Genomic DNA, 14,574 nt, shown 5'->3' with positions numbered 1-14,574 from the left:
ATGCTCTACCTCGACAACGCGGCGACGACGCCGGTGCGCCCCGAGGTGCTCGAGGCGATGTGGCCGTACCTGACGAGCACCTTCGGCAACCCGTCGAGCCATCACACCGTCGGCGAGGCGGCGGCCGGGGCGTTGCGGGACGCCCGGCGACGCGTCGCGACCGTGCTGGGCGTCCGACCTGGCGACGTGGTGTTCACCTCGGGCGGCACCGAAGCGGACAACCTCGCAGTCAAGGGCATCACCCTGGCGGCCCTCGATCGCGGACGCCATGTCGTCACCTCGCCGATCGAGCACGAGGCGGTCGCGGAATCGGTCGCGTACCTCACGCGGTTCCACGGGGTCGAGGCCACCGTCCTCCCGGTGGACGGGACCGGCCTGGTCGACCCGGCCGAACTCGCCGCTGCACTGCGGCCGGACACAGTGCTCGTCTCGGTGATGGCGGCCAACAACGAGATCGGCACGGTCCAGGACCTGTCGGCGCTCGGAGGCGTCGTCCAGGCCGCAGGCGTCCCGTTCCACACCGACGCCGTGCAGGCCGCGGGCTGGCTGCCGCTCGGACTGGATCGCCTCGGCGTGGACGCGCTGAGCCTCGCCGGCCACAAGCTCGGTGCTCCGAAGGGCGTCGGACTGCTCGCCGTGCGCGGCTCCCTGCCGCTGGAACCGCTCCTGCACGGCGGCGGTCAGGAACGCGGTCGCCGGAGTGGGACCGAACAGGTGGCCGCCGCTGTCGGGCTCGCGACGGCGCTGGAGCTCGCCGAGCGCGATCGGGTGGAAGCGGTCGACCGCGTCAGCAGGCTGCGTGACGCGTTCATCGCGAGGGTCCTGACAGAAGTCCCGCGCGCTCGGTTGACGGGCCACCCCGAACGACGCCTACCGGGTATCGCATCGTTCGTGTTCCCCGGGACCTCCGGCGAGGCGGTCCTCCTCGAACTCGAACGGCGGGGCGTCATCTCCTCGAGCGGCTCCGCGTGTGCCGCCGGCAGCGACGAGCCGTCACCGGTCCTCCTCGCGATCGGCATCGCTCCGGAGGTCGCGCAGACCGCCGTGCGCTTCAGTTGGACCGCCGCCGTCACCGCGGCCGAGCTGGACCGGACGGCGAACGCCGTCGTCGCCTCGGTGGAGGCCGTCGCGGGTCTCCGCTGAACCCCACGACGCCCGACCGGACGGATCCGGCCGGGCGCTCGGTGCCGGGTGTCCGACGCCGGGTGTCTGGCGGCGCTCACCGCCGGAGGCTGGGCTACGGTGGGATCCATGAGCACCGAGCAGGACGCGGCAGACCGCGCACGACGTCGACACGACAACGAGGACGCTGACGCCGTCACCCGGTTCCTCGCCGAGCGTGACCCGGAGTACGACCTCCACACGGAGCGTCTGGTCGACCCGGAGGAGGTCATCCTCAAGGACTGGCTGCCGCACGCGACCCCGACCGACGGTGGCGCCCCCGCTCCCTGAGGGACGACGCCCACCCGCGCCGGATCGTCTCATGATCTAGCCGTCCACGCCTCGGAACACAAGTGGTTGCCGCGCGGGCGCGGGCCCGCGAGGCTTGAACGGTGACCGAGAGTCGGGATCAGAGACGGAGCTGACATGGGATTCCTGGACAACGCCAAGGACGCTGCTGAGGCGACCGGCCGGAAGATCGGCGAGACCGTCGAAGACGCCAAGGACCGGATCGGCGACAAGGTCGACGAGGCCAAGGCCGACGCGAAGGTGAAGCAGGCGGAGGCCGACGTGAAGAAGGCCGAGGCCGAGCGCGACACCACCGAGGCGAAGAACGACTACAAGGAGCAGCTGCGCGACTGACGCGCCCTCTGAACGACGAGGACCCCGCCTGGCGAACGCCGCGGGGTCCTCGCTCATTGTCGGGGCGCGGGTCTCCCCCGGCGACAACCGGGGCCGGGGACGCCGATGTGATCGCCGAGACCCGCCGGAAACGGGTTCTGACAGCGCCGATCTCGAGTGCCATCATGAACGGTAGCCGCGGACGCCCGGCCCGCGACCCGTTCCGACGAGGTGGCCGACATGTCGATCCTCCGCACCATTCCCGAAGCCGATGCCGATGCGACGACGGCCGCGATGTATGACGACGACATCGCCGACCAGGGATTCGTCGCGGCGCACACGAAGGTGATGGCGTTGAACCCCGGGGCCTACGCCGCGTGGGAGGCGCTGATCGGTGAGATCGCCCGACCGCTCGGCCTGCGACGCTACGAGCTCGTGACGCTCGCCGCGGCGCGAGGGACGCGGTCACGGCATTGCCGTCTCGCTCACGGCCGGAGATCGCTGTCGCTGTTCGAGGAGGACCAGCTCGTGCGCATCGCGGCGGACTATCGCGACGCCGGCCTGAGCCCCGCGGAGGTCGCGATGATGGCCTACGCGGAACGAGTGGGTCGCGACTCGGACCGGATGACCGACGCCGACAGCCTGATCCTGCGCCAGCACGGCTTCTCCGACCGGGAGATCCTCGACATCACCCTCGCTGCGGCCGCCCGCAACTACTACAGCCGGGCGATCCAGGCGCTTGCAGTCGACGTCGACGTTCCCGAGGACATCGGACCCGAACTGCGTGACGCGCTCGTCCGCGGCCTCTGAGCCGCGACGCCGCGGGCTAGCGCTCCGAGACCTGGCCGGCCTCGACGACCCATCGCCGTTCGATTCGGACGGTGTCGAGCATGCGGCGGTCGTGGGTGACGAGGAGGAGTGTTCCGTCGTAGCTCTCGAGTGCCTCCTCGAGCTGTTCGATGGCTGCGAGGTCGAGGTGGTTCGTCGGCTCGTCCAAGACCAGCAGGTTGATCCCCGTCGCCTGGAGCACGGCGAGCCCGGCGCGGGTGCGCTCCCCCGGCGACAACTCGTCGACGGGCCGGTTCACGTGGTCGGCCTTCAGCCCGAACTTCGCCAGCAGCGTCCTGACCTCTCCCGGGCTGAGGTCGGGCACGATCGCCTCGAAGCGGTCGGCGAGTGGCTCCGAGCCGACGAGCAATGAGCGGGCTTGGTCGATCTCGCCGATCCGCACACTGGAGCCGAGGCTCGCGCTGCCCGCGTCGGGTTCGCGACGACCGAGCAGCGTTGCGAGCAGGGTGGACTTGCCGGCGCCGTTGGGCCCCGTGATGCCGATGCGATCGCCCACGTTCACCTGGAGCGACAGGGGGCCGAGCTGGAAGTCGCCCTGCCGGACGACGGCCTCGGAGAGCGTCGCGACGACCGTGCTCGAGCGCGGTGCGCTGCCGATCGTGAACTGCAGCTGCCACTCCTTGCGTGGTTCCTCGACCTCGTCCAGCCGAGCGATGCGGCTCTCCATCTGCCGGACCTTCTGGGCCTGCTTCTCCGAGGACTCCGCCGAGGCCTTCCGCCGGATCTTGTCGTTGTCGGGCGCCTTCTTCATCGCGTTCCGCACGCCCTGGCTGGACCACTCCCGCTGCACCCGGGCGCGACCGACGAGATCCGCCTTCTTGTCGGCGAACTCGTCATAGGCGTCGCGGGCGTGCCGCCTGGCGACCTCGCGCTCCTCGAGGTAGGCCTCGTATCCGCCCCCGAAGACCCGGTTGCTCTGCTGCGCGAGGTCGAGTTCGAGGACGCGCGTGACGCAGCGGGCGAGGAACTCGCGGTCGTGGCTGACGAGCACCACACCTCCGCGCAATCCCTGCACGAAGCGTTCGAGCCGCTCCAAGCCGTCCAGGTCGAGGTCGTTGGTCGGTTCGTCGAGGAGGACGATGTCGAATCGCGACAGCAGTAGCGCCGCCAGTCCGACGCGAGCGGCCTGCCCGCCCGACAGTGAGGTCATCATCGTGGTCGTGACATCCGCGTCGAGGTCCAGCCCGAGGTCGGCGAGGACCGCGGGGATCCGCTCCTCGAGATCGGCCGCGCCGCTCGCCAACCAGCGGTCGAGGGCGGCGGAGTAGACGTCCGCGGGGTCCGCGCCGGCCTGCGGGGGTTCGGCGAGCGCCGCGGCGGCCGCGTCCATCGCCTCGGTCGCCGCAGCACAGCCGGTGCGCCGGGCGATGTAGGCGGCGACGCTCTCACCGATGACGCGCTCGTGTTCCTGCGGGAGCGCGCCCACGAAGGCGTCTGACGGCGACAGCGTGATCGTGCCGGCCTGCGGTTCGAGCGAGCCGCCGAGGAGCTGCAGCAGCGTCGACTTCCCCGCTCCGTTCATCCCGACGACGCCGATGACGTCGCCCGGCGCCACCGTCAGATCGAGGCCGTCGAACAGGGTGCGGTGGCCGTGTCCTCCGGCCAGGCCTTGGGCCACGAGCGTTGCAGTCATGGGTCAATCGTCTCACTCGGGCCGAGCGCAGGAGACCGTTCATTCCGCGCCACCCTCGCGCCCGCCCGCGAATAGCACGACATCACGATCGGGTACGCGTTCCGCACTAACCGACTGGGCACCCCCCGAAGGTGTTACACAGGGAGCAGTTGCGGTTGATGTCGCCATCCTCTTTGGCTTCGCGCCCCTCCCACACGGAAGGGGCCTTCATGCGCCTCGAACTCTCTCCACCCGCCCGCAGCGCCAGACCCGCTCGCACTCGCCCACGGCTCTTCGCCGCAGCGGCAGTCGTGACCGTCGGACTCCTGGCCATCGGTGCCGGACCGGCGAACGCCGCGACCACGATCGACGGCCCGATCAACCTGGGCACGGCAGCCGGCTACGGCGTCCTCGCCGCATCGGCCGTCACCAACACCGGCGCGACCACGATCAACGGCGACCTCGGGCTGAGCCCGGAGAGCTCCGTGACGGGCTTCCCGCCGGGCATCGTCAACGGCACACAGAACGTGACGAACGAGCCCGCCGCCCTTGCGCAGAACGATCTCCTCACCGCGATGGGTGTCGCTTCCAGTCTGACCCCGACCACGCAGGGCGTCGGTGAACTCACCGGCCTGAACCTCACCCCAGGCGTCTACTCCGGCGGCGTGATCTCCCTGTCCGGGAACCTGACGCTCACCGGTACGGCGGAGTCGGTCTGGGTCTTCCAGGCGGCGAGCAGGCTGGACACCTTCACCGGTGCATCGATCATCCTCGCCGGCGGCGCGAGCGCCTGCAACGTGTTCTGGCGCGTCGGCAGCTCGGCAACGCTGGACGCCGGCGCTCCCTTCGTCGGCACGGTCCTCGCCGACACGTCCATCTCCACGGGATCGGGCACGGTCGTCGAGGGACGTCTCCTCGCGTCCACCGGCGCCGTGACGCTCATCAACACCGTCATCAACCGGCCGACCGGCTGCGACGACGGCAGCGGCTCCGAGGTCACGACGAGCCCGGAGATCACCTCCGCTCCGCTCCCCGGCGGCACCGTCGGCACGACCTACGACAGTACGGTCACCTCCACCGGCAGCCCCGACGCCACGTACACGGTCACCTCGGGTGCCCTGCCCCCGGGACTCGTCCTCGACAGCGTGACCGGTGGCGTGACCGGCACGCCCACGACGCCCGGGACCTACACGGTCACCATCACCGCGAGTAACGGCGGCGCGCCCGACGACTCCATCGAATCGACGATCGTCATCGTCCCGCCAGGCACCCCGCAGGTCCCCGGTCAGCCGGCGGTTCCGGCCGGAGACATCACGAGGCTCCCCGACACCGGGTTCCAGGGATCCACGCTCGCCATCGCAGCCGGCTCCCTGCTCGGCCTCGGCCTGCTCGCGGGTATCGCCTCGGTGATCGTGCGGCGTCGCCGACGCGACCAGCTGGGTGGCTGACGCGACACTGGTCGGCAGCCTGACGCCGTCACCGTAGGCTGAGGGCATGGATCACAAGCAGCTGCGCTCCTTCGTCGCCTCCGCGGAGACCCTCCACTTCGCGAAGGCGGCCAAGGCGCTCGGTGTGCCACGGAGCACCGTCGTCGCCGACGTCCGGAAGCTCGAGGAGAGCGTCGGAGCGGAACTGTTCGCCCGTGACGTGGAATCCACGCAGCTGACGGACGCCGGCCACGCGTTCCTCATCGAGGCGCGTCGCCAACTCGACGCCTCTGCGGCAGCAGCAGCGAAGTCGGCTCCCGCGCCGGGCGGCAAAGCCAAAGCGAACAAGGGCAAGGGCCGCGCGCCAAAGGTCAAGGGCGAGCCGCTGCCGTACAAGAAGCGCCAGGGTCGCTGAGCCGCACCCGCCGTCAGCGGTCCTGCGTCTCCGACGCGGACTCGACGACCCGCACCGATTCGCCTCGCCGCTCCGCGTCGGCTCGGGCCGTCCGTGCGATCGACACGAGGGTCTCGACGGGCGTCGGCGCGGCCGAATCCACCGCGACACCGAGGTTGGCAGCGCCCGCGAAACCGTCGAGCTGCTGCGTCACGGCCTCCCGGTAGCCTGCGGCGATCGGTGCCGCGAGGTCGTGGAGACCCGAGAGGCCGGTCGGCCCCGATTCGACCGACGTGGCCACGAGGATCGTCCCGCTCCACACGCGGGTGCAGACGGACCCGGCCGGCAGCTCACGGAAGACCGCGGCTGCGAGCAGTGCCTCCAGCTCCCCCGCCGTCGCCATCCCGTAGGCGCGGCGGAGGTCGCCGTAGCCGTCGATGGCCACCACGAGGATCGCGAGGCGACGATCGGGTTGCTGCCCATCGCGGAGTCGGGTCGCCTCGGCGATGAACGCCCGGCGCCCCACCGCGCGGACGCCCACCCGCTCCGAGGAGAGGCGCTGCTTGCGCTCCCAGGAGCGCAGGAGGACGAGGCCGACGGCGATCGCGACGACGAACACGAGGTTCATGTAGGTCACGATGGGCGTGCTGAACAGCCGCTCGAAGATCTCCGAGTGAGGACCCGCCGTGAGGTAGACCGCGAGGCGCACGGCGGTGAACACCGCGTGCAGGATCATGACCACGACGAGCACCAGTGACGCCGGTGCCGTTCGCATCCGCCCCCGTCGCGCCTCGTACGCGACCAGGAGCGACAGCATGGTGAGCGAGATGAGCCGAGCGATGGTGCCGGCCCACTCCGGGTCGTCGGTGGGGTCGAGGACGGCGGAGATCGCCGTCATGCCGACGAAGAGGGTGCCGAGCAGCACGAGGCTGCGTCGACCGTTGAACAGCCGGCACCCGACCCACAGGGCGGCGATCGAGGCGACCATGGCGGCGTTGGCGACGGCGACGATCCATACCGAGTCGCCGTTGAGCGTGGCGGCGAGGTAGCTGACCGCGGAGAGCAGGGTGGTGGCGAATCCGGACATCCAGGCTGCCATGTGGCGTCCGGCGAGGGTTCGCGCACTGTCGAGTCCGTAGAAGATCCCGCAGGCGGCGCAGACGATCACCGCCACTACCAGCATGCTCGCCAGATCGATCGTCACCCGTGGCCTCCCCCAGGCGCCCGTTCGGGTGGCGCCTCATCGAGCGTACCGCCGGAGCACGACCGCGCTGGCGGCAGGGACGTCGGAAGCATCAGGGTGCTGAACCACGGAGACCCGATGTGCCACCATCGATCCATGCGCGAATCGCCCGACCGTCCCGTCGCTGTCCGCGCGACGGCGTTCCGTGGCTCGTCGAGATGGCGCCGACGGCCGCTGCGGTTCGTCGGCTACGACGCCCTCCTGCCGGACGGTTCCGTCAGGTTCGACGTGGATCTCGCCGCAGCCATGCCCGCCCACCCGGCGGATGCCTCGACCCGCGACACCAACGTCCACGACCGTTGCCCCGAGGTCGGTGCCGGTCCGTGGGTCGACGGGTTCGGACGTGCCGTCGACGGGCCGGACGATGGCGGACCGCCGCTGAGCGCACGGCGCCGGGCGCGCCCGAGACCCACCGACCTGCCCGACCGCCGCCCATCGGCGAAGGCCGGGCGACTCTGGCGCACCGGATTCGGCGTGGCAGCGCTCGGCCTCGGCGCCCTGCTCGTCATCGGCCCGCTCCGCGACACCCCCGTGGGCTTCCTCGGGGTGGTCAGCGCTTTCGCCGGGCTCGCAGCCCTCGCGGGCCTGGTCCCTCGCGCCAGACGGTGGTGGTGACGGTCGATCGCCTCGACCCGGAGTGCGCGTTCTGTCCCGAAACCCTTACGCAGGCGACAGAACGCGCACTCTCGGCGTGGAAGTATGACGCTACGCGGCAGCAGGCTTCAGTGGCGTGATCGCCGCGATCTGTTGCGAAAGCCGATCCTCGGCGAGATCGAGCTCGTAGCGCATCTGCAGGTTGAGCCAGAACTGCGCCGAAGTGTCGAAGTACTTCGCAAGCCGGAGCGCGGTGTCCGCTGTGATGGACCGTTTGCCGTGGACGATCTCATTGATGCGACGTGGTGGGACTCCGATGGACACCGCCAGCTTGTTCTGCGTGATGCCGAACCCCTCGATGAAGTCCTCCATCAGGACTTCACCGGGGTGGATCGGTGCGAGCTTGCCGCTCGAGTCAGTGATAGTCAACGATCTCCACCTCCTCTGGCCCTGTGTCCGTCCACACGAAACAGATTCTCCACTGGTCATTGATCCTGATGCTGTGCTGCCCGACACGATCGCCCTTGAGCGGCTCGAGTCGGTTGCCCGGTGGGATCCGAAGATCGTCGAGCATCTCTGCGGCACCCACCTGGCGAAGCTTCCGGAGCGCAACCCGATGGATCCGAGGATCGATCGACCGCACTCGTTCCCGACGCCACAATCGCTCGGTATCCCGGTTGCCGAACGACCTGATCATCGTAGCAGGGTATAACGCACCTCGTTAATAACGCGAGTCGTTACACACTCCTTGCGATGAACCGGTTCATGGTAGGAACACCCCTACTCGAACCTCCGGACCTCCGGACCTCCGGACCTCCGGACCTCCGGACCTCCGGACCTCCGGGAGAATCGAGGCATGGACATGCGCTACGTCGACCATGAACCGGGAATGTGGTTCCTCGTCGAGCAGGAGGGTTCGCTCTACCTCGACGCGAGGTACAGCTACAGCGCTCTCATCGACGATTCCGCGCTCATCCGGTTGAACGACACCGAGCTCGCCGCCTACCTCGCGGGCGACCACGATGTCCTGTCCGACCTCGCCAGACGTGTCCACAACAGTGCGCCTTACCGACCTGCATCGCAGTTCTTCAGCAGGGATCTGTACCGCAGTGCAGACGGCGCGCAGTATCGCGAAGCCGTCTCAGCCGCGATCGCCGATCACACGTGGATCGCGGAACAGCGGCGGAAGCGGTAGCCACGACCGAGAGCGCTCATTCCGTCGACGTTGGGGCTGGTCGACGACGCGACGTGCGCTTTCGACGGGCTAGACGTTGAAGCGGAACTCCACGACGTCGCCGTCCTGCATGACGTAGTCCTTGCCCTCCATGCGGGCCTTGCCCTTGGAGCGGGCCTCGGCGACGGAGCCGGTCTCGACGAGGTCGTCGAACGAGATGACCTCGGCCTTGATGAAGCCCTTCTCGAAGTCCGTGTGGATGACGCCGGCCGCCTGGGGCGCCTTGGCACCCTGCGGGATCGTCCACGCACGCGACTCCTTCGGCCCCGCCGTGAGGTAGGTCTGGAGACCGAGCGTCGCGAAGCCGATGCGTGCGAGCTGGTCGAGGCCGGACTCGGTCTGGCCGGTCGACTCAAGCATCTCGCGGGCGTCGTCCTCGTCGAGGTCGACGAGCTCCGACTCGAGCTTGGCGTCGAGGAAGACGGCCTTCGCCGGCGCCACGAGGGCTGCCAGCTCGTCGAGCTTCGCCTGGTCCTGGAGGACGTCCTCGTCGACGTTGAACACGTAGATGAACGGCTTGGCCGTGAGGAGACCGAGCTCCTTGATGGGCGCGAGGTCGATCTTCGTCGCCGAGAGCGGGGTGCCGTCGTTCAGCGCGTCCTGCGCCTCCTTCGCCGCCGTGAGGACGGAGGGGTCGAGCTTCTTGCCCTTGACCTCCTTCTCGAACCGGGTGATCGCCTTCTCGAGCGTCTCGAGGTCGGCGAGGATGAGCTCGGTGTTGATGGTCTCCATGTCGGACGCCGGGTTCACGTCGCCGTCGACGTGCACGACGTCGGGGTCTGCGAAGCCGCGGACGACCTGCGCGATGGCGTCGGCCTCGCGGATGTTCGCGAGGAACTTGTTGCCGAGCCCCTCCCCCTCGCTCGCGCCCTTGACGATGCCGGCGATGTCGACGAAGGACACCGCGGCGGGCAGGATGCGCTCGCTGCCGAAGATCTCCGCGAGCTTGCTGAGCCGGGCATCGGGCAGTTCGACCACGCCGACGTTCGGCTCGATCGTCGCGAACGGATAGTTCGCTGCGAGCACGTTGTTGCGCGTGAGCGCGTTGAACAGGGTGGACTTGCCGACGTTGGGCAGGCCGACGATGCCGAGAGTAAGAGCCACGAAGGTCTATCGTACTTGGCCGCGCGTCCCTGTGGGTCGCGCCTCCGCTCCGGGCAGGGATCGGCACCGTCGATCGAGCGGCATACGGCGTGCCACCCGAGCGGTGTCGGACGCTGGTGCGAGGGTGAGGACGTGCCACTGGATTTCACCGCCATCGACTTCGAGACCGCGAACTCGTCATCCGCCTCCGCCTGCAGCGTGGGCCTCGTTAGGGTCCGCGACGGCATCGTCGTCGACCGCGCGGGCTGGCTCATCCAGCCCCCTGCCGGACACGACGCGTTCCTCGAGTGGAACACCCGCATCCACGGGATCGTCGCGACCGACGTCCTCGGGGCGCCGGGTTGGGCGGACCAGCTCGACACCCTCCTCGACTTCGCCCAGGGTGACGCCCTCGTCGCCCACAACGCCGGCTTCGACATGGGCGTCATCCGCGGTGGCTGCGCCGCCACCGGCCTCGACTGCCCCGACCTCAGCTACCTGTGCAGCCTCAACGTCGCCCGCAAGACGTACCAGCTCGACTCCTACCGGCTCCCCGTGGCGGCCCTCGCCGCCGGATTCGACGACTTCCAGCACCACGACGCCACCGGCGACGCCGAGGCCTCCGCGCACATCATCATCCACGCCGCCGCCCGCCATGGCGCCTCCTCGATCACCGAACTCGCGCAGCTCACGAGCGTGAAGATCGGCCGGATCGGGACAGCCGTCGCCGCCTGAGCCCGCGGTCGCCGCGCGGCCTCCGAGCGATGTCGGCGGCCCGCGACACACTGAGGGCATGGACAGCGCACTCGCCCTCGGGATCGGCCTCCTCATCGGACTCGTCATCGGCGCAGCCGTGGCGGTCCTCCTGCTGCAGCGGCGCACCGGCGCGGGTTCGGTCGACCCGGCGCTCCTCGAGGCCAGGCACACCGCCCAACTCGCCGACCTCCGCGGCCAGCAGGCGCAACTCCTCGCCGACGCTTCTGCACGGGAGGCGGAACTCCGCGCCGCGCTGCGCGCAGAACTCGCCGCACTCGACGCCACTGCCGACGGTCTCGGACGTGAGCTGAACGCCCAGCGCGAGCAGTACCGCGAGCTCGCCGAACGCCACCGCGCCGACGCCGAACGACGATCGCGCCAGGAACACGAGGAGAGCCAGGTCCTGCAAGCCCTCGCGCCCGTCCAGCACAGCCTCGAGCACATGCAGGCGAAGGTCGCGGAACTCGAGCAGCAGCGCAGCCGCCAGCACGGTGAGCTCGCCCAACAACTGAAGACGGCTTCGGAGTCCGAGGAACGCCTGCGGTCGACGACGGAGTCGCTCGCCTCGGCGCTCCGGAACAACGCCACCCGCGGCGTCTGGGGCGAGACCCAGCTCCGCAACGTCGTGGAGGCGGCCGGTCTCACGCAGCGCGTCGACTTCGACCTGCAGTCGAGCATCACGTCCGACAACGGCATCGGCCGGCCCGACATGGTCGTGCGACTCCCCGGCGGCAAGTCGATCGCGGTCGATGCGAAGGTGCCGTTCGCGCAGTACCTCGAAGCCAGCACCATCCCCGTCACCGCGACGGGCGAGGAGGCCGCACGACGCACCGCCCTCCTCGCGCAGCACGTGAAGGCCGTGCGGTCGCACGTCGACGCCCTCGCCGCGAAGGGGTACTGGCGCGGCCTCGAGTCGAGCCCGGAGTTCGTCATCTGCTTCATCCCGAGCGAGTCGCTCCTCGCCGCAGCACTCGAGGCCGACGCGAGCCTGCTCGACTACGCCTTCGGCAAACGGGTCGCCCTCGCCTCCCCCGTCAACCTGTGGGCCGTCCTCAAGACGGTCGCGTTCACCTGGCAGCAGGACGTCCTCACCGAGGACGCGAAGCGGTTGTTCGATCTCGGCAAGGAGCTCTACCAGCGGCTCTCGACGCTGTCGGACCACGCCGACCGCCTGCGCCGGTCCATCGAGAGCACGGTCACCAACTACAACCAGTTCGCCTCGTCGTTCGAGACCCGCGTGCTCGTCACGGCGCGCAAGCTCGACGCCCTCGACGAAGCGACGGTCATCGGTCAGGTGAGCCAGAGCGACGCCTCACCGAAGCGCCTCACTGCTCCGGAGGCGCAGCCCTCGCCGGAGCCGTCCGATGCCGAGCCGAGCGAGCTCGAGGCCCGGCTCGCGCACCGGCTCCAGGACTGACCGGTACGAGCACCGCACGACGAAGCGCCCGGCACCACCGCGAGGTGGAACCGGGCGCTTCGCTCTGCTGGAGGAGCGGCTACAGCCACTTCGCAGCGAGGTGGTCCGCCTCGACGCGACGGATGGTGCCGGAACGCGACCGCAGCACGAGGCTCTCGGTGCGGATGATCGGACCCTTGCGCTGCACACCGTCGACGAGTTCGCCGTGGGTGACGCCCGTCGCGACGAAGTACGTGTTGTCGCCACGGACGAGGTCGTTCGCGCCGAGGACGCGGTCGAGGTCGTGACCGGCCGCAAGAGCACGCTCGCGCTCGGCGTCGTCCTTCGGCATGAGCTTGCCCTGGATGAGCCCGCCGAGCGCCTTCACCGCACACGCGGTGATGATGCCCTCGGGCGTGCCACCGATGCCGACGCACATGTCGATCCGCGAGTCGTAGCGCGCGGCGTTGATGCCACCCGCGACGTCGCCGTCGAGCAGCAACCGCGTCCCGGCACCGGCCGCGCGGATCTCCTCGATGAGCTGCGCGTGGCGCGGTCGGTCGAGGACGGCGACGCGGATGTCCTCGGGCTGCTTGCCCTTGGCCTTCGCGAGCTCGCGGATGTTGTCGCCGATGGACTGGCTGATGTCGACGACACCGATGCCGTCGGCGCCGGTGACGATCTTGTCCATGTAGAACACCGCGGACGGGTCGAACATGCTGCCGCGGTCGGACACGGCGATGACGGAGAGGGCGTTCTGACGCCCGGCGGCGGTGAGGCTCGTACCGTCGATCGGGTCGACGGCGATGTCGCAGGACGGCCCGCGGCCGTTGCCGACGTGCTCGCCGTTGAACAGCATGGGCGCTTCGTCCTTCTCGCCCTCGCCGATGACGACCACGCCGTCGAAGTTGACGGTGCCGAGAAAGGCACGCATCGCGTCGACCGCCGCACCGTCGGCGGCGTTCTTGTCGCCTCGCCCGATGAACGGCGCCGCCCGGATCGCGGCGGCCTCCGTCGCTCTCACGAGCTCCATGGCGAGGTTGCGGTCGGGCTGCAGATAGTGGGAGCCGGTTTCAGGCTGGGTCACTGGATCCTCCATGGATCGCTCGCCTCGTGGGACACGACGCTTCGGTGGATGAGGGTTTCAGCCTATCGAACCGGGCTGGGAAGGCCGCTGGGTGCGTCGCGATCGAGGCGCTTCCGTGACCTCGTCAGCGGGCTCCCGGGACCGACGACGACGGACTCGACCGTGACACCGCCGTCCGCTTCGACCCGGACTCCGGCGAGTTCGGCTCCGGCGGCGAGCGCGGTCGACGTGACGGCACTGAGCAGCAGCCAGGCGTCATCGCGGCAGAGTTCGTCGAGCGGGACCTCGCGATCGAGATCGGTCCCGGCCTCGAGGAGCCGCGCACGTTCATCCGGCGACTGCGGTGCGAAGCGCGCCGTCATCCAGCCACCGAGCGCCCGGACCGCGGCAGCCGTGAGGATGCCCTCGGGGGCTCCGCCCACGCCGAGGAGCAGATCGAGGTCGCCGTCGGCGGCCGCAGCCCGCAGGGACAGGGCGACGTCGCCGTCCATGAAGCTCACGAGCTCGGCACCGGCGGCGGTCACGGCCTGGGCGGTCGCCGCGTTCCGAGGACGGTCCTGGACCGCGACCCGCAGCTGCTCGACCGGCCGCCCCAGCCGGGCCGCGAGCCGGTCGAGGGTCACCGCGATCGGATCGGCCAGCGACAGCTCGCGTCCCCCACCGGCGGCGACGAGCTTCTCGAGGTAGTACGCCGGGCCGATGTCGAACATCGCACCGCGCGGGGCGATGGCGATCACGGCGACGGAATCCGGCTTGCCCGTTGCCGCGAGCTTCGTGCCGTCCACGGGGTCGACGGCGAGGTCAATCACCGGCCCAGCACCCGTGCCGAAACGCTCCCCGACGAACAACATGGGCGCCTGGTCCTTCTCGCCCTCCCCCACGACGACGCGCCCGTCGACCGGGAGCGATTCGAGCGCCCGGCGGAGCGCATCGACGGCGACCCCGTCGATGCGCATGCCGTCTCCACCTCCGACGAGACCCGCGACGGCGGCAGCCGCGGCCCTCGTGGCGTCGAGGAAGCCGTCGAGGAGGTCGGTGTCCGGAGTGCGCTCGATCATGTCCCCATCGTGCCGTATGCCTCGGAGCCCGAGTCACTAGACTTCAAGGCGAATCGTCC

At 69.9% G+C, this 14,574-nt stretch carries 17 protein-coding genes; 10 read left to right on the top strand and 7 right to left on the bottom strand.

Annotation, left to right across the window (positions count from 1 at the left end; translation table 11 throughout):
• From IFR14_RS08270 to IFR14_RS08255, 4 genes are all read left to right on the top strand, one after another.
• Positions 1–1,143, top strand: a complete 1,143-nt coding sequence (locus tag IFR14_RS08270; RefSeq protein WP_191940777.1) for a cysteine desulfurase family protein — start codon at positions 1–3, stop codon at positions 1,141–1,143.
• A gap of 108 nt (positions 1,144–1,251) precedes the next feature.
• Complete coding sequence (locus IFR14_RS08265) at positions 1,252–1,452, top strand: hypothetical protein (RefSeq protein ID WP_064296429.1); 201 nt, start codon at positions 1,252–1,254, stop codon at positions 1,450–1,452.
• 135 nt (positions 1,453–1,587) lie between these two features.
• The gene (locus IFR14_RS08260; protein ID WP_079705518.1) at positions 1,588–1,803 is read left to right on the top strand and encodes a hypothetical protein; all 216 of its coding nucleotides are present in this window, start codon (positions 1,588–1,590) and stop codon (positions 1,801–1,803) included.
• A gap of 219 nt (positions 1,804–2,022) precedes the next feature.
• Positions 2,023–2,592, top strand: coding sequence for a carboxymuconolactone decarboxylase family protein (locus IFR14_RS08255; protein WP_124768996.1), 570 nt, complete (start codon positions 2,023–2,025; stop codon positions 2,590–2,592).
• Between the two features lie 16 nt (positions 2,593–2,608).
• Here the strand turns inward: IFR14_RS08255 and IFR14_RS08250 are convergent, their stop codons facing one another.
• Positions 2,609–4,264, bottom strand: coding sequence for an ABC-F family ATP-binding cassette domain-containing protein (locus IFR14_RS08250; RefSeq protein ID WP_124768995.1), 1,656 nt, complete (start codon positions 4,262–4,264; stop codon positions 2,609–2,611).
• 209 nt (positions 4,265–4,473) lie between these two features.
• Here IFR14_RS08250 and IFR14_RS08245 point away from each other — a divergent pair, with 209 nt between their 5' ends.
• Positions 4,474–5,691, top strand: a complete 1,218-nt coding sequence (locus tag IFR14_RS08245; protein ID WP_164486929.1) for an ice-binding family protein — start codon at positions 4,474–4,476, stop codon at positions 5,689–5,691.
• A 46-nt stretch (positions 5,692–5,737) separates the two neighbouring features.
• Positions 5,738–6,085, top strand: a complete 348-nt coding sequence (locus tag IFR14_RS08240; RefSeq protein ID WP_124768993.1) for a LysR family transcriptional regulator — start codon at positions 5,738–5,740, stop codon at positions 6,083–6,085.
• A 13-nt stretch (positions 6,086–6,098) separates the two neighbouring features.
• On the opposite strand, the gene IFR14_RS08235 is transcribed toward IFR14_RS08240, so the two are convergent.
• Positions 6,099–7,268 carry a hypothetical protein gene (locus IFR14_RS08235; RefSeq protein ID WP_191940776.1) on the bottom strand — a complete coding sequence of 390 codons (1,170 nt, stop codon included), beginning with the start codon at positions 7,266–7,268 and terminating at the stop codon, positions 6,099–6,101.
• 135 nt (positions 7,269–7,403) lie between these two features.
• On the opposite strand from IFR14_RS08235, the gene IFR14_RS08230 reads away from it, so the two are divergent.
• Entirely contained in the window at positions 7,404–7,922 is a 519-nt protein-coding gene (locus IFR14_RS08230; RefSeq protein WP_191940775.1) for a hypothetical protein, read from the top strand.
• 90 nt (positions 7,923–8,012) lie between these two features.
• On the opposite strand, the gene IFR14_RS08225 is transcribed toward IFR14_RS08230, so the two are convergent.
• On the bottom strand, positions 8,013–8,330 hold the full coding sequence (locus IFR14_RS08225; protein ID WP_191940774.1) for a HigA family addiction module antitoxin: 318 nt from the start codon (positions 8,328–8,330) through the stop codon (positions 8,013–8,015).
• A complete protein-coding gene (locus tag IFR14_RS08220) occupies positions 8,317–8,598 on the bottom strand; it encodes a type II toxin-antitoxin system RelE/ParE family toxin (protein ID WP_191940773.1) in 282 nt (93 codons plus the stop codon). The genes IFR14_RS08225 and IFR14_RS08220 overlap by 14 nt, the downstream gene beginning before the upstream one ends.
• A 159-nt stretch (positions 8,599–8,757) precedes the next feature.
• Here IFR14_RS08220 and IFR14_RS08215 point away from each other — a divergent pair, with 159 nt between their 5' ends.
• Positions 8,758–9,096, top strand: a complete 339-nt coding sequence (locus IFR14_RS08215) for a hypothetical protein (protein WP_191940772.1) — start codon at positions 8,758–8,760, stop codon at positions 9,094–9,096.
• Between the two features lie 69 nt (positions 9,097–9,165).
• On the opposite strand, the gene ychF is transcribed toward IFR14_RS08215, so the two are convergent.
• Positions 9,166–10,239: a redox-regulated ATPase YchF gene (gene ychF, locus IFR14_RS08210; RefSeq protein ID WP_191940771.1), complete on the bottom strand. Its 1,074-nt coding sequence runs from the start codon at positions 10,237–10,239 to the stop codon at positions 9,166–9,168.
• A gap of 132 nt (positions 10,240–10,371) precedes the next feature.
• Between ychF and IFR14_RS08205 the strand changes: the two genes are divergently transcribed.
• Together IFR14_RS08205 and rmuC are read left to right on the top strand one after the other, a co-directional pair.
• Positions 10,372–10,953 carry an exonuclease domain-containing protein gene (locus IFR14_RS08205; RefSeq protein WP_191940770.1) on the top strand — a complete coding sequence of 194 codons (582 nt, stop codon included), beginning with the start codon at positions 10,372–10,374 and terminating at the stop codon, positions 10,951–10,953.
• A 58-nt stretch (positions 10,954–11,011) separates the two neighbouring features.
• The gene (rmuC, locus tag IFR14_RS08200) at positions 11,012–12,391 is read left to right on the top strand and encodes a DNA recombination protein RmuC (protein WP_191940769.1); all 1,380 of its coding nucleotides are present in this window, start codon (positions 11,012–11,014) and stop codon (positions 12,389–12,391) included.
• A gap of 79 nt (positions 12,392–12,470) precedes the next feature.
• Here rmuC and glpX read toward each other — a convergent pair whose 3' ends face one another.
• The gene (gene glpX / locus IFR14_RS08195; protein WP_064296437.1) at positions 12,471–13,469 is read right to left on the bottom strand and encodes a class II fructose-bisphosphatase; all 999 of its coding nucleotides are present in this window, start codon (positions 13,467–13,469) and stop codon (positions 12,471–12,473) included.
• A 50-nt stretch (positions 13,470–13,519) separates the two neighbouring features.
• Entirely contained in the window at positions 13,520–14,515 is a 996-nt protein-coding gene (locus IFR14_RS08190; protein WP_191940768.1) for a fructose-bisphosphatase class II, read from the bottom strand.
• Positions 14,516–14,574 lie beyond the last annotated feature (59 nt).

The organism is Plantibacter sp. CFBP 8775 (assembly GCF_014839505.1).
GTDB lineage: Bacteria > Actinomycetota > Actinomycetes > Actinomycetales > Microbacteriaceae > Plantibacter > Plantibacter auratus.
The sequence above is the reverse complement of the archived record's forward strand: the minus strand, read 5'-3'. Positions and strand labels throughout refer to the sequence as shown.

Excerpts from the sequence above, each read along its gene's own strand:
- IFR14_RS08270 (WP_191940777.1), top strand. The coding sequence starts at position 1 with ATGCTCTACCTCGACAACGCGGCGACGACGCCGGTGCGCCCCGAGGTG.
- IFR14_RS08265 (WP_064296429.1), top strand. The coding sequence starts at position 1,252 with ATGAGCACCGAGCAGGACGCGGCAGACCGCGCACGACGTCGACACGAC.
- IFR14_RS08260 (WP_079705518.1), top strand. The coding sequence starts at position 1,588 with ATGGGATTCCTGGACAACGCCAAGGACGCTGCTGAGGCGACCGGCCGG.
- IFR14_RS08255 (WP_124768996.1), top strand. The coding sequence starts at position 2,023 with ATGTCGATCCTCCGCACCATTCCCGAAGCCGATGCCGATGCGACGACG.
- IFR14_RS08250 (WP_124768995.1), bottom strand. The coding sequence starts at position 4,264 with ATGACTGCAACGCTCGTGGCCCAAGGCCTGGCCGGAGGACACGGCCAC.
- IFR14_RS08245 (WP_164486929.1), top strand. The coding sequence starts at position 4,474 with ATGCGCCTCGAACTCTCTCCACCCGCCCGCAGCGCCAGACCCGCTCGC.
- IFR14_RS08240 (WP_124768993.1), top strand. The coding sequence starts at position 5,738 with ATGGATCACAAGCAGCTGCGCTCCTTCGTCGCCTCCGCGGAGACCCTC.
- IFR14_RS08230 (WP_191940775.1), top strand. The coding sequence starts at position 7,404 with ATGCGCGAATCGCCCGACCGTCCCGTCGCTGTCCGCGCGACGGCGTTC.
- IFR14_RS08220 (WP_191940773.1), bottom strand. The coding sequence starts at position 8,598 with ATGATCAGGTCGTTCGGCAACCGGGATACCGAGCGATTGTGGCGTCGG.
- IFR14_RS08215 (WP_191940772.1), top strand. The coding sequence starts at position 8,758 with ATGGACATGCGCTACGTCGACCATGAACCGGGAATGTGGTTCCTCGTC.
- rmuC (WP_191940769.1), top strand. The coding sequence starts at position 11,012 with ATGGACAGCGCACTCGCCCTCGGGATCGGCCTCCTCATCGGACTCGTC.
- glpX (WP_064296437.1), bottom strand. The coding sequence starts at position 13,469 with ATGGAGGATCCAGTGACCCAGCCTGAAACCGGCTCCCACTATCTGCAG.
- IFR14_RS08190 (WP_191940768.1), bottom strand. The coding sequence starts at position 14,515 with ATGATCGAGCGCACTCCGGACACCGACCTCCTCGACGGCTTCCTCGAC.